This is a genomic window from Marinoscillum pacificum, assembly GCF_024714495.1.
GTDB classification, from domain to species: Bacteria; Bacteroidota; Bacteroidia; order Cytophagales; family Cyclobacteriaceae; genus Marinoscillum; species Marinoscillum pacificum.
On the sequence record NZ_JAMZMJ010000005.1, the window covers coordinates 14,695 to 28,093 of the forward strand.

Below are 13,399 nucleotides of genomic sequence, written 5' to 3' on the forward strand. Positions count from 1 at the left end.
ATGTACGCAGTAATCGTAAGTGTTATCATCCTTGTGGCTTTGTTATTGATTTTAGTAGTTCTTGCTCAGAACCCAAAAGGTGGAGGACTATCTAGCCAATTTGGTGGTGCTGGTACTCAGCAAATCATGGGTGTAAAGAAAACAGGTGATATCCTAGAGAAATTAACTTGGGGCTTTGCAATTGCTCTTCTAGTATTGACAATTAGCACCAACTTTGTAATCGAAGAAAATACACAAACAATCACCTCTCCTAACCTGGAAAACGCTCAGGAGTCTATTCTTCCACAGCAATCTATTCCAGTAGAATCAGGTGAGGCAATTGATGATCTAGGATTAGAAGAAGAAGCTTCTTCTGACTCTACGAACTAATCTCAGTTAACTTCCTCACAAGTAGTCTTTTTGCTACTGGAAGTACCGTTTGAGGTAAAGGAAATTTGATCTTACTGATCACCAGAAATGTAGCTGGATTTGGCAATTCCCAATAGCGTTTTGCCAAATCCAGCTTTATTTTTTCATAGGACCTACTAAAATCCTTAAAGTCATCAAATAAGTAAGTCGTATTGATGGCACGATACCTTTCGTTGGATTGTTCCAAAACAGACATCTGGTATCGGTAGACCTTTACTTCCCGTTTGGCATCTTGATTGATCAACACATACCCCTCCTGGTTATACAAAGGCGTTAGTCCAACAGAGTCCATCTCCATATTTTCTTCCACCAAATCGAACAACTCCTTCCCCAGCCCAATGGCCTCTTCCAATCTTGGCAAGGCAAACGAAATTATTGACTCCAGTTCTTCCATGAGTTCATCATCTTTCACCATTCGCTTGTAAGTGAAGCTAAGCTTTTTGAAATCCGCCTTACTGATGGATTTGGGAAAGCTTTCATAAATCACTTCCTTGTTGTCTTTCACCTTTTGGAGGTTCTTGTAGTGAAGTATCAAATCTGACAAAAAAGGATATAACTCCGCTAAATCAAAACGCTCACGGATGTCTTTTAAATAGGCTAACAAGATGTACTTCTTGTACTCATAATCTATCATTCCTTCTGTCAGCCAATCATGTTTAAGATCTGTCATATTGAGATAAGAATTTTAACCTATCTAAAATTTAAAACTCATTTTCCAAAATGGCAAGCTGTCAGTTACTGACAGGAATATTCTTTGACTGACAGATAGAAACCACAAACTGAACTTTTGTCAGTACAGCATGACAGAATTCATGACAAATTTGGCAGTAATTCACATTGGCATACTCTATGCTACAATGCGATCAGATATAAAATCAAAAATTGACTAACAATAAAATTCATTAAACAATGTCAAAAGTTAATTTCAAACCACTAGCTGATAGAGTTCTGGTAGAACCTGCGGCAGCTGAAGAGAAAACTGCTTCTGGAATCATCATTCCTGACACAGCGAAAGAGAAGCCTCAGAGAGGTGAGGTTGTTGCTATTGGTACTGGTAAGAAAGATGAGCCAATCAATGTAAAAGTTGGTGACAAAGTACTTTATGGCAAATATTCTGGTACAGAGATCAGCATCGATGGCAAAGAGTATTTGATCATGAAGGAAGCTGACATTTACGGAATCGTTTAATCATTACCCATTAATTAGAACACATTAAATAGATAATAATCATGGCTAAAGATATTTTCTTTGATACTGACGCGAGAGACAGCCTAAAAAAAGGTGTGGACATTCTTGCAAATGCTGTTAAAGTAACCTTAGGACCTAAGGGAAGAAACGTAATTCTTGACAAAAAATTCGGTGCTCCTACAATCACTAAAGATGGTGTTTCTGTAGCGAAAGAAATCGAATTGAGCGAGCCTATCGAAAACATGGGTGCGCAACTAGTGAAAGAAGTGGCTTCTAAAACTGCAGATAGCGCTGGTGACGGTACTACTACTGCTACTGTATTGACTCAAGCAATCTTCAACCACGGTATTAAAAACGTGGCTGCTGGAGCTAACCCAATGGATCTTAAAAGAGGTGTGGACAAAGCTGTTGCTGCTGTAGTAGCAAACTTGAAAGAGCAGTCTAAAGAAATCTCTACTAGCGAAGAAATCGCTCAGGTAGCTACTGTTTCTGCTAACAACGACGCTGAAATTGGTAACATGATTGCCAATGCGATGGACAAAGTTGGTAAAGACGGTGTTATCACTGTAGAAGAAGCAAAAGGTACTGAAACTGAAGTGAAGACTGTAGAAGGTATGCAGTTTGACAGAGGTTACCTTTCTCCATACTTCGTGACTAACACAGAGAAGATGGAAGCTGAGTTGGAAAACCCATTCATCTTGATCTATGACAAGAAGGTTTCTAACATGAAGGAATTGCTTCCTATCCTTGAAGCAACTGCTCAAACTGGAAGACCATTGTTGATCATTGCTGAGGATGTAGAAGGTGAAGCGCTAGCTACATTGGTAGTAAACAAAATCAGAGGTTCACTGAAAATCGCTGCTGTAAAAGCTCCAGGATTCGGTGACAGAAGAAAAGCAATGCTTGAGGATATCGCTATCCTTACAGGTGGTACTGTAATTTCTGAAGAAAGAGGTTACAAACTAGAGAATGCTACTCTTGACTACTTAGGTACTGCTGAAAAAATCAACATTGATAAGGACAACACTACTATCGTAAATGGTGCAGGTAAAGCAGAAGAGATCGAAGGTAGAGTAAACCAAATCAAGCAACAAATCGAAAACACTACTTCAGATTACGATAAAGAAAAACTACAAGAGAGACTTGCTAAGCTTTCTGGTGGTGTAGCTATCCTTTACATTGGTGCTGCTACTGAAGTAGAGATGAAAGAGAAGAAAGACAGAGTAGATGATGCTCTTCACGCTACAAGAGCTGCTGTACAAGAAGGTATCGTCGCAGGTGGTGGTGTTGCTTTGATCAGAGCTTTGAATGCTATCGAAGGTCTTGAACTTGGTAACATTGACCAAAACACAGGTGTGAAAATCGTTTACAATGCGATCCAGGCTCCTTTGAGAACTATCGTTGAAAACGCTGGTGGTGAGGCTTCTGTAGTAGTTAACGCAGTGAAAGAAGGTAAAGATGATTACGGATACAATGCTGCTTCTGACGAATATGTAAACATGTTCAAAGCGGGTATCATTGACCCAACTAAAGTAACTCGTCTAGCTCTTGAGAACGCTGCTTCTATCGCTTCATTGTTATTGACTACTGAAGCTGTAGTAGCTGATCAGCCTGAGCCAGAAGGTGGTGCTCCTGCAATGCCAGGTGGAATGCCAGGCGGCATGGGTGGAATGATGTAATCATACACTTGAAATATATAAACCAAAAAGCTCTCCAAATCGGAGAGCTTTTTTTGTACAACAGTAAAAAATAAGTAGCGAACAAGATCCACTACTTAATATGAAGAAAACTACTAATTCACTATTTCTTGAGGAGTTTCTTAAATACTACCTCGCCATCATTAGGGTGTATTTTGATTAAATAAATCCCATTCATTAAGGATGAAACATCGATCGACTCATTTGAGTCTACACTTCTTCTAAGCACTTCTCTCCCATCGAGTTCCATTATGCTAATCTCCGCTGGTGATTGAAGGCCTAATACCTGCAATTGATCTTTTGTAGGGTTTGGAGTAATGACTAACTTAAAATCTTCAGGCAACTCTGGTCTGGACAACATCCCTGAGCACTCCAATGTGGATCCAGCGACACCTCCTAGTGTTCTAGCTCCACTAAGTGATGCCTGATACTGATTCCACAATGACTGTACAGATTCTCCCAATATTTCCTGACATGCAGCATCCCAGGACCATGTTCCGTATGTCCTTGCTGTATGATTAAACTTCTTTGCAAAATCTGGGTCTTTATTGTCAGCTAACCAATCAATGAAAAATCCAGATGTAGTGTAACCACTAGTCCAGTTTCCTCCTGTAGATGGATATCTTGGAGGTGAAAAACCCCGTGTATTGATTCTCACATAGTCTGCGAGACCTTCTATGAAACCATAAAAGTCCGTACCGCCACTATACCCGCCGGCATTTTTAGGCTCATACTGATACGCGTGTGTTCCTTCATGTGATAGTATTCCTAATATCTCTTGTCTTACTGCATTGAGATCACCTCCATTATTATTGTAGACATTTTCAATGTGACGTACACTCACCTGTATACTAATTTCTGGTGGTGCTCCCCATTTACTTGCTACACCATCATAATCTTCCAGGTAAAAATTAAGCCGATTAAAGGTTAGAATATTATCAGCATCGTTGTAATAAACCTGTTTCGCTACATCGAGCAGTTGCTCCTGCATATCTGCCACTGGATCGGGGATCGCTGAGTTAAAAATAGTACTGCCGTTGTGCGATGGTGCATTGTTAACAAAGTTGATTTGTGGGTATGGAAAGCTATCCCAGTCACCATCTCCACCAGTACCTACTTGCTCTCCATAGATCTCTAGTTCTGCAAGTTGCAGCACAGTTCCACTATTATTAGTCATTTGAAGCCGATACTGACTATACGCAGTGTTATTGGAGAATGTAAACACTCGCCTTTGGAAACGATTTGCAAAATCCTCGCCATTACGACTATCTATCGTGGCCCATGATGACCCGTCGTTAGATCCCTGTAGTGTCCAGTTTAGCGGATCACGAGTAGCTGCGTCATTTGCAGAGGTCAATGCATAACTAGTGGCTATATAACTATTCGAAGAAGCAAATTGAACCCAGGCAGAACTGTGGAATGTGAGATACTTAGTATTGGCACTGTTATCTACCAAATTGCCAATACCTTCATTGGCTGGAGAATCCGCATACTGCGCTGACACAGAACCACCCTGATCAGTGATATCTACTATTTCAACATACTCTTCTCCATATATCTCTAGCTCTGCTAGCTGCAAAATATTACCACTGTTATTGGTCATTTGCAAACGATAAGATTTATAAGGAGTACTGTTATTGAAACTAAATTCTCTACGCTGATACCTAGAAGGAAAATCCTGTCCAGATCTTGAGTCAATAGTAGTCCATGAGCTACCATTATTAGATCCTTGCAGTGTCCATATCAAAGGATCTCTTGCTGAAGCATCGTTTGCTGAAGTGAGCGCATAACTAGTTACTATGTAGCTGTCTGATGCAGAATATTGTACCCAACCAGCATTCTGAAAAGTGAGATACTTTGTGCTAGAATTGTTATCTACAAGATTACCTATACCCTCACCAGATGGCGAATCACTATATTGAGCACTTATGCTCCCTGGCTGATCAGTAATATCAACCACATTCGCCGCGGCATGATAAGAAAGTGGGAAATCAAGTTGTGCCTGAGCAAATTCAGCCTGTCTGGCAGAAGTCCAATCAAAGGCATTTTCTGCCAGAGAACTGAGATCCTCTCCTGCTGCTTCACTCCAAAAATGGACGAATTCTCCCCAATTCATATTTCGGGAATAGGTGTTTCCATTTTTGGGGAAATGTTGAGATAACACTATGAAGAAGTCACTTAGCACTTCTCCATTGCCATAATTATTCCAGATTGGGTAAAACCACTCTGCAAACCAGGGGTCATTGACCTGAGAATTGTACCAACGAGTAGCTTCACTAGTCCACCCTAGCTCCACATAAACATCATATTGGTAAATAACAGCCCATTTACTATCACCCCAAATTGGAAAGGCCGGTGAACCATTACTACTATTGGTAACAGATTCAACTATATGTGCTATTTCATGTATCGAGGCATCCAAGGCCCAACCAGTTGGCTGTGTCCATGAACCATTTTGTCCCAGATCTATGACATTTCTATAATCATGACCTGCATCAAAATAATAACCCGGATGACCTCCTCCATACTTATCTTGATGAAAGATTGCCCAAAGAACACCATCACCAGTACCTCCACTCATATCTCCATAAAGTTGCTTGGTATATCTCCATGCATCTCCAATATAGGTATTGATCCAGGTAATAGATGGGTCCATTTCAGCGTCATAGTAGACGTTGAGATCACTGTCATTATAGACCAGTGATACGTTTTGCTGATGCTCAAACCAATGCTCCTGCCATGTAGCGGGAGGCGACTGAGCTACTAATGTAAATCCTGCCATCAGGAGTAGTCCTGTACAGAATTGTTTTAAACTGAGCTTTTCCATAGTTAGCTTATTTATGTGAGTAATTAGGTTACAAGTCTATTTTACAGAGCATAATTCTTACGTTGTATGCAATGATGATATGCATACAAGCACATTATTTGATTTATCTGCAAAATCAATTCATAAGCTGATCTCATCCACGATGGATGACTTCTGAAAACTGTTAAGAATTAGAAAAGCGGGGGAAAAATGGCATTATAAAAAAAGACCCAAATCCTAAGGTTAAAAAAGCGATGGGTCCAGGACCCATCGCCAGATAGTGAGTGATTATTCAGAAACGTAACCTGGATTCTGCTTTAGATTCGGGTTAATCGCAATTTGTCTTGCTGGAATTGGGAATAACTCCTTATTAGGATCACTATGAGCTGAATGATCCCACCAGTCTGTTGTAATAAACTTATCAAAACGGATCATATCAGTTCTTCTCTTTCCTTCAAATACAAATTCACGCCCACGCTCTCTGTAAAGCTCATCCAGTGTCAATGTAGCCACGGAATATGCCTCAGCAGGCCAATCAGCAGCATCAAATGCTCTTTGTCTACATGAATTAATCAGATCAACTGCCTCTGGAGTAGCAACCCCACCATTTTGACGCATGATAGCCTCTGCTTTATTGAAGTAGATTTCAGTTAAACGATAGATAATGTAATGGTTTTCTCTATAGCTTTCTTCATCCACTGTACCAGAACGATACTTATGGAATCTCGCCCCACTGTTCTCTTCGCCTTCTGCCATTCCTCCTTCAGAAGTAAAGTCGCCTTCACTTTCTCTACGGATAGCATTCACATACACTAATGGTTGATCAGCATATTCCTCAGTTCCTAAAATTGGATCTTCTGTACCGTATACATACTGAGGTCCAGACAAGAACCACTCTTGCTTACGTAGATCATTGTCATCGAATAAATCAAATCCAGTTGGAGTAACAACTACCGCGTTCCAGCCACTGTAACTTACGTTCAAGGCTGCAGACATATTGCCATATCCTGAAAACAAGTATTGCCAGATAAATTCGAATCCACCTTTTCTGCTATAAGCAAACTGGAATAAGTTTTCTCTCGCCGTTTGGTTGGTATTTCCAAAGGATTCAAAAATATCAGGTGCTAAACTTGGTCCGCCATTTAGACCCCCAGCTTCTCCGTCGATAATTTTGTTGCAAGCTTGAATACACTTATCGTACATAGGTTCTCCTGCCCACACTTCTGCATTCAAATAAAGCTCAGCTAGCATTGCATATCCTGCAGTAGCTGAAACTCTACCAATCAATTCCTCAGAATATGGAAGTAGATCAGGCACATAAGTGGTCAATTCTTCTTCAATAAATGCAAAAACCTCTGCACTTGGCTTAGTCTCTGGATTCAATGGATCAGCCACTTTGGTTACAATTGGAATATTACCCCATAGATCCATCAACTTGATGTAATGGAATGCTCGCAACACATGAAGTTCAGCGATAATCGCATTCATTTCCTCATCTGTGATACCCATTGATTGGTATTCTACTCCAGACAAATCTTCAATAGCCGAGTTGATCAAGCCAACTCCACTCCACATCAATGCCCAGGTATCAGCAAGTCTTCCTTCTTCTGGTGTCCAGGTATGGTAGTGCATTCTAAAGTGATCTCCACCATCATAACCATGTTTTCCTTTTTGTGGCCAAGCCTGCTGATCACCTGATAACTCATTGTGATACCAGTAATTACCTCTCCAGGTAGGAACCAACCAAGCTTGCATGTGCGTAAACGGTCTTAGCGCACCCTGCATCACTTCCAATCTATTGTTATAGAAGTTTTGCTTATTTAATTCACTATATATCGTTTCGTCGAGATCTGTACATCCGGCTAAGATTAATAGACAGATGCTCATCAAAAACGTTGTTGTGCTTTTTATATACTTTCTCATCAGTCTCTAATTTTAAAATCCAAAATTCAACCCAACAGTAAATGATTTGGTGCGTGGGTAAAATCCTCTACCATCGATACCTGTGGTAAAACCAGTATTCTGCAACTCTGGATCAATACCGCTGTATTTGGTAAATGTGAGGATGTTTCTACCTGTCACATACAATCTTAGGTTTCTCACTAGATCGGTATTGAAGTCGAAGTTGTAGCCGATAGTTACGTTATCAAGCTTTACAAAACCTCCATCTTCCAGATAGTAATCAGAGTATTGTGGATTATCATCCAACTCACTATGTGTGGTGATTGCAGACTTCAAGATGTTGTTTGGCAACCATCTTTTGTTACCAAAATACATTTCTTTGGTATTCAAAATATCGTATCCGAACTTACCTCTCAAAAATACAGTAGCATCCCAGTTTTTATAAGTTAAACGATTAGTTAAGGCCAAATTGAACTTAGGAACACCATTACCAATGATGGTCAAATCTTCTGGCACCATTTCACCTGCTGTTCCTGTAGTACCATCTTGTTTATAGAACAACCATTGTCCATCTTCAGTGAACCCTGCGAAACGCTTACCATAGAAGTTTCCTACTCTACCACCTTCTTCTAGTCTGATAGCATTACCCAATGCGCCAGGAGAAGGAAGTCCACCATATTCCAAACGCTCCGCTTTGAAAGTCTCGTTAGACAATTTCTCTAACTTGTTTTCTTGCCAGCTTCCAGTCAAATCAATATTCCACTGAAGATCAGTTTTAGAGATCGGAATACCAGAAATCAAGAATTCAACCCCTTTATTTCTCATTGATCCCACGTTGTACCAAATTCTATCCCACACATAGGCAGGTTGCTGTGCAGTGTACTCATTTAGGATATCTGTTGTTAGGCGATTGTAGATATCAATTGATCCACCTAGTCTACCACCAAGTATGGCATAATCAAGACCAAAGTTCCACTCTCCTTTTTTCTCCCATTTAAGATCTGGGTTAGGGTTTTTACCAACACCGTATGTTTGGAAGAAAACTCCATCCTGAGGATAAACTCCACCAGTCCCTAAGGTTACCAATGACTGGTAATTGGCAAACTCCTGGTTACCTGTAACACCGTATCCAATACGAGCTTTCAAGTTGTCAATAAGCGGAACAGCACTCATGAATGCTTCATCACTTAACGTCCAACCAACAGAAGCTGCAGGGAACATACCCCACTTGTTGTTTGCACCAAACCTTGATGAACCTTCTCTTCTCAAGATTGCTTGTGCGAAGTACTTTTCTTTGAAAGCATAATTCACTCTACCAAAGAAGGCAATCAAGGTATTATCACCTTTACTGCTTCCCATTCCAGGTCGTGGCAATTGATCATTATTGATAGCAGTTCCACTACCGAAGTTCCAATCCAAGAAAGCATCAGTTGTAAAACCATTATTGTTCATATTATATGACTCGATGGTTCTGTACTGATAACTATACCCTCCTAAGATTCCGAATGAGTGCGAGCTTATAACCTTCTTATAATCAACTGTTGATTCAAATGTCTTGGACCACTCCAGGCGATTACTCTTTGAAGCATAACCAAATCCCTGGTACTGAGCATCTGGTCTTTGATCCCAATCTTCAGTAGATCTGTAATATCTATCATTCCAGTCATCACGCAGATAAGAACCAAAGGCAGAAACATGAAGACCATCAATCACTTCATAGGTCAATCGCGCATCACCTGAAAGTGTCATTTGCTTTCTTTCGCTGATTCTGTGCTCCAACCTTGAAAGCGGGTTGTAGTTATTGTATCCTTGAGTTTCAAAGAAAGTACCATCAGGATTTATCAATGGAGCCGTCGGGTTTCTTTGGATGGCTTGCTCAAAGTCTCCACCTCCTCCACCAAGAAGGTTACTATTGTTCACATTGACCGCAAGGTTCATTTGAAGATCTAATCGTTCATTGAATCCAGTTTGATTCACGTTCATTCTACCTCCAACTTGCTTTCTACCGTTCTCCTTAGCGATACCATTGGCCTCATTGAAGTAAATTGACGCTCTATAGTTGGATTTATAGGATCCTCCTGAAGCAGAGAAATTATGGTATTGACTTAGATTCTTTTTATCAATCAATTCATCATACAAATCAGTGGAACTACCAAAGTCCTGTGCCGCATCAATTTCTCCAGCAGCAATCAAGCCTCTGAATTCACTGGCAGTTAAGAAATCTGGCTTACGATCTACAACCTCTCTCTGAAGGTAAGTTGAGTATGAATATTTCGGATCTCCAGCTTTTCCTTTTTTAGTTGTGATCAGGATTACTCCTGCATTACCTCTAGTTCCGTAGATTGCAGCAGCAGATCCATCTTTCAACACATCTATTGATTCAATATCATCTTGCTGAAGAAGATCCAGATTGGCACCTGGGATACCGTCAATAACGATAAGTGGCTCTATTCCACCTCTTAGAGAGTTTACACCTCTTAGCTGAATACTAGCGCTGGTATTGGGGTTATTACCAGATGTCCTTGTAATGTTAAGTCCTGCTACTTTTCCCTGAATCAAATCCAAAGGAGAACGAACACCACCAGAATTAAACTCTTCTTCTTTAACAGATGCAACAGCAGAGGTCACTTCCTTTTTCTTTTGTGTACCGTAGCCTACTACCACTACTTCTTCTAGCGCAGTAACATCTTCTTTCAGTTCTACATTAATTGTTGTTCTGCCATCTACCATCACTTCCTGTGTGGCATAACCTACCGAACTCACCACTAGAATAGATTGTTCAGAAGGAGCGGTAAGTCTGAAATTTCCATCAATGTCAGTAATGGTACCAATGGATGTTCCTTTCACCACAATAGAAACACCAGGAAGTCCACCCTCTTTAGCCGAACTTACCTTTCCGGATACGGTTACTTCCTTCACATATACTTCAACTTCCGGTTGAGCTGCTTGCTCTTTCTTACCTACGTGAATTACGTCATTCACTTGTTTGAATTTAAGATTAGCTTCAGCAGATAGCTCTAAAAGTATAGCAGCTACAGTAGCGTTCTTAAACTCTTTGCTCAGCTGAACACCAGAATTGATATCCTCCTTGTTGAAGGAGAAATGGTAATCAGTTTTGCGCTCGATCTGATCGAACGCCTCATCGATTGCACTGTCTTTCAATTTTAATGATATCACTGCCTCTCGAACACTGGCAACTCCCTGAGCACTAGACACTCCGGTTGCGAAGAGTGTCCCAGTTAGGAAGGCATGAATCACAAGACCATAAAAGGTTAGTTTCGACAACATTACTATCCGTCTTAGTAGTTTTTTGTCCATATTTGTACGGTTAATTAAGTTTTTAATTAATGCATCTGGAGGTTCCTGTTAAGGCTTCCAATCTTGTGCAGGACCTTCAGATTAGTTAAGTTTAGTTTGTTAGATTTTGGTTATTCAAATTGTATCATCACTTTCTTGTTATTTATTGAGTAATCGAATTTGTTTATAAAGCTTAATCCCTCTAATACGTTTTCCAGGTTTTCATTTTCAAAGTGCCCGGAGTATTTCTTATTGGTAGATGGCATATTTTCAACGGTAATAAATACTCCATACCAACGCTCCAGTCTGTCCACCACCTCATCGAAACTTACTTCCTGAAAATACAATATCCCTTTGGTCCAACCGAAGTACTCCATATCATCAAAGGTTGATTTTGCAATGATTGAATTATCCAGATCGATATTCACTTTCTCCCCTGGCACGAGTACTTCTGAAGCTCCATTTCCGGTTACCTGAACTTTTCCGGTACGAAGTGCAACTTCTAAATCGTTGAGGACATAATTTCTTTTCACTACGAAACTTGTACCCAATACGCGAGTAGCATACCCACCACTCTCTACCACAAACGGTCTGTTGACATCCTCTACCACTTCGAAGTATGCTTCTCCACTAAGAGACACATCTCTTCTTTCTGCACTAAAGTTGTTGGGAAATACAAGACTTGAATTAGCGTTTAAAACGACTTTACTTCCATCTGGTAGGTAAAAGGACATTTTTTGTCCATTTTCAGTGGTTTTGGTGTTATAAACGATTCTTACCTCAGAAGCCTGCTCCGATTTAGGAATTGAAAAATAGGTTATGATTGAGGTAAGGATTAGGACTAAAGATGCTACTCGCCAATAAGTCCCGTAGTTGTGCATACGTCTAGACTTAGCTTCATATTCCTGAACTTCGTCTGTCCAATGCTTTCTATTAATGCTGATTACTTTCGAAGGATCCTCATCTGCTATTCTTTCTCGAAGCTTCTCCAACACAGGCTCATCATCCCAAATGATATTCTGATCTAATCCTTGAGTGAAATATTCCGATATGTATTCATCAACTTCTGAATCACAGGAATCAATCCACTCTAGCAACTGATCTCTTTCAGCCTGGGTAGCCTCTCCTCTCTTTACTTTCTCAAATAATTCTCTTTGCTGCATGCAGTCATTTAGCGTTTACAAAAGGATATACCCGCATGCTGAAACAATTACGTAATTAAAATTTAAAATTTTTATAAAACCTGATAGAATACCAGTGCCACCACAACAGAAAGGCTAAGATGATTCTTTACAAATTTGGTGGCGTGAAATAAGTGATGCTCCACTGTACGTTTAGAAAGTCCCATCATCTCTGCTACTTCATCAATTTTCACACCATCCAACTTCACCATTTGAAACACCTTCTTCCTTTGTGGGGACAATTCATCCATAACCGCAGATAATTTGTTTTGCAGCTCGTGGAACTCATAAGATGTCTCTGTGGAATTTTCACCTGGTTCGGAAGAAACAATGAGTTCATTTACGTAGTTGGAGCGAACTGTTTGAGATCTTAAAAATTTAAGAACAGTATTTCTAGAGATCGTAATAATGTAGGATTGTATGGAAAGGTCAGACCTTAGGTTGCTCCTGTTTTTCCATAATTTGAAGAAGACTTCCTGGACCATTTCTTCCGCATCTGCATGGTCCAAATAGAAACTTTTTGCTACTCCATAGACTCTTTTAGCATACATATGATATATATGCTCGAAGCAGCCAGCATCACCCGATCTTATCCCTTCGACTAATTCTAACAACTCCTCATCCATAGCTGAAAAAGAATCGTATTTCATGAAATGAGCTTCCTCAATTGACTATGCTTATTAAAAAGTAATAAGCGATTTAATTCCTAAAAGTACAATTAGTTCCCATATAATGAAGAAATTTTTAAGGAATTAATAAATGTTCGTTATACAAATAAAGGCCTGAAAATTTTATAGCTCATAGCGTTATTATGCCATACGCTTTTAATCGAACACAATAGTTTCCAAGTCGAAAAACCATAATTCCCCTTGGATCAAATAAGATTATATTGTTCCAAACATTCATTCTTCTTAAAAATC

Annotated in this window: 9 protein-coding genes; 3 read left to right on the top strand and 6 right to left on the bottom strand. The window is 39.9% G+C overall.

Going from position 1 to position 13,399, the window contains the following annotated elements:
- A complete protein-coding gene (gene secG / locus NXS00_RS13145; protein ID WP_258099676.1) occupies nucleotides 1-369 on the top strand; it encodes a preprotein translocase subunit SecG in 369 nt (122 codons plus the stop codon).
- On the opposite strand, the gene NXS00_RS13150 is transcribed toward secG, so the two are convergent.
- Complete coding sequence (locus NXS00_RS13150; RefSeq protein WP_258099677.1) at nucleotides 359-1,078, bottom strand: hypothetical protein; 720 nt, start codon at nucleotides 1,076-1,078, stop codon at nucleotides 359-361. The two genes, secG and NXS00_RS13150, sit on opposite strands and share 11 nt — an antisense overlap.
- 239 nt (nucleotides 1,079-1,317) lie before the next feature.
- On the opposite strand from NXS00_RS13150, the gene NXS00_RS13155 reads away from it, so the two are divergent.
- Together NXS00_RS13155 and groL are read left to right on the top strand one after the other, a co-directional pair.
- Nucleotides 1,318-1,596, top strand: a complete 279-nt coding sequence (locus NXS00_RS13155) for a co-chaperone GroES (RefSeq protein WP_258099678.1) — start codon at nucleotides 1,318-1,320, stop codon at nucleotides 1,594-1,596.
- A gap of 41 nt (nucleotides 1,597-1,637) precedes the next feature.
- On the top strand, nucleotides 1,638-3,275 hold the full coding sequence (gene groL, locus NXS00_RS13160) for a chaperonin GroEL (protein WP_258099679.1): 1,638 nt from the start codon (nucleotides 1,638-1,640) through the stop codon (nucleotides 3,273-3,275).
- A gap of 121 nt (nucleotides 3,276-3,396) precedes the next feature.
- On the opposite strand, the gene NXS00_RS13165 is transcribed toward groL, so the two are convergent.
- The 5 genes from NXS00_RS13165 to NXS00_RS13185 all read right to left on the bottom strand — a co-directional run bounded on the left by NXS00_RS13165 (nucleotide 3,397) and on the right by NXS00_RS13185 (nucleotide 13,129).
- The gene (locus tag NXS00_RS13165; protein WP_258099680.1) at nucleotides 3,397-6,120 is read right to left on the bottom strand and encodes a basic secretory protein-like protein; all 2,724 of its coding nucleotides are present in this window, start codon (nucleotides 6,118-6,120) and stop codon (nucleotides 3,397-3,399) included.
- Nucleotides 6,121-6,387: 267 nt separating this feature from the next.
- Complete coding sequence (locus NXS00_RS13170; RefSeq protein WP_258099681.1) at nucleotides 6,388-8,022, bottom strand: RagB/SusD family nutrient uptake outer membrane protein; 1,635 nt, start codon at nucleotides 8,020-8,022, stop codon at nucleotides 6,388-6,390.
- Nucleotides 8,023-8,034: 12 nt separating this feature from the next.
- The gene (locus NXS00_RS13175) at nucleotides 8,035-11,319 is read right to left on the bottom strand and encodes a SusC/RagA family TonB-linked outer membrane protein (RefSeq protein ID WP_258099682.1); all 3,285 of its coding nucleotides are present in this window, start codon (nucleotides 11,317-11,319) and stop codon (nucleotides 8,035-8,037) included.
- 110 nt (nucleotides 11,320-11,429) lie between these two features.
- The gene (locus NXS00_RS13180; protein WP_258099683.1) at nucleotides 11,430-12,461 is read right to left on the bottom strand and encodes a FecR family protein; all 1,032 of its coding nucleotides are present in this window, start codon (nucleotides 12,459-12,461) and stop codon (nucleotides 11,430-11,432) included.
- A gap of 71 nt (nucleotides 12,462-12,532) precedes the next feature.
- Nucleotides 12,533-13,129 carry an RNA polymerase sigma factor gene (locus tag NXS00_RS13185; protein WP_258099684.1) on the bottom strand — a complete coding sequence of 199 codons (597 nt, stop codon included), beginning with the start codon at nucleotides 13,127-13,129 and terminating at the stop codon, nucleotides 12,533-12,535.
- Nucleotides 13,130-13,399: the final 270 nt, after the last annotated feature.

Excerpts from the sequence above, each read along its gene's own strand:
- secG (WP_258099676.1), top strand. The coding sequence starts at position 1 with ATGTACGCAGTAATCGTAAGTGTTATCATCCTTGTGGCTTTGTTATTG.
- NXS00_RS13150 (WP_258099677.1), bottom strand. The coding sequence starts at position 1,078 with ATGACAGATCTTAAACATGATTGGCTGACAGAAGGAATGATAGATTAT.
- NXS00_RS13155 (WP_258099678.1), top strand. The coding sequence starts at position 1,318 with ATGTCAAAAGTTAATTTCAAACCACTAGCTGATAGAGTTCTGGTAGAA.
- groL (WP_258099679.1), top strand. The coding sequence starts at position 1,638 with ATGGCTAAAGATATTTTCTTTGATACTGACGCGAGAGACAGCCTAAAA.
- NXS00_RS13165 (WP_258099680.1), bottom strand. The coding sequence starts at position 6,120 with ATGGAAAAGCTCAGTTTAAAACAATTCTGTACAGGACTACTCCTGATG.
- NXS00_RS13170 (WP_258099681.1), bottom strand. The coding sequence starts at position 8,022 with ATGAGAAAGTATATAAAAAGCACAACAACGTTTTTGATGAGCATCTGT.
- NXS00_RS13175 (WP_258099682.1), bottom strand. The coding sequence starts at position 11,319 with ATGGACAAAAAACTACTAAGACGGATAGTAATGTTGTCGAAACTAACC.
- NXS00_RS13180 (WP_258099683.1), bottom strand. The coding sequence starts at position 12,461 with ATGCAGCAAAGAGAATTATTTGAGAAAGTAAAGAGAGGAGAGGCTACC.
- NXS00_RS13185 (WP_258099684.1), bottom strand. The coding sequence starts at position 13,129 with ATGAAATACGATTCTTTTTCAGCTATGGATGAGGAGTTGTTAGAATTA.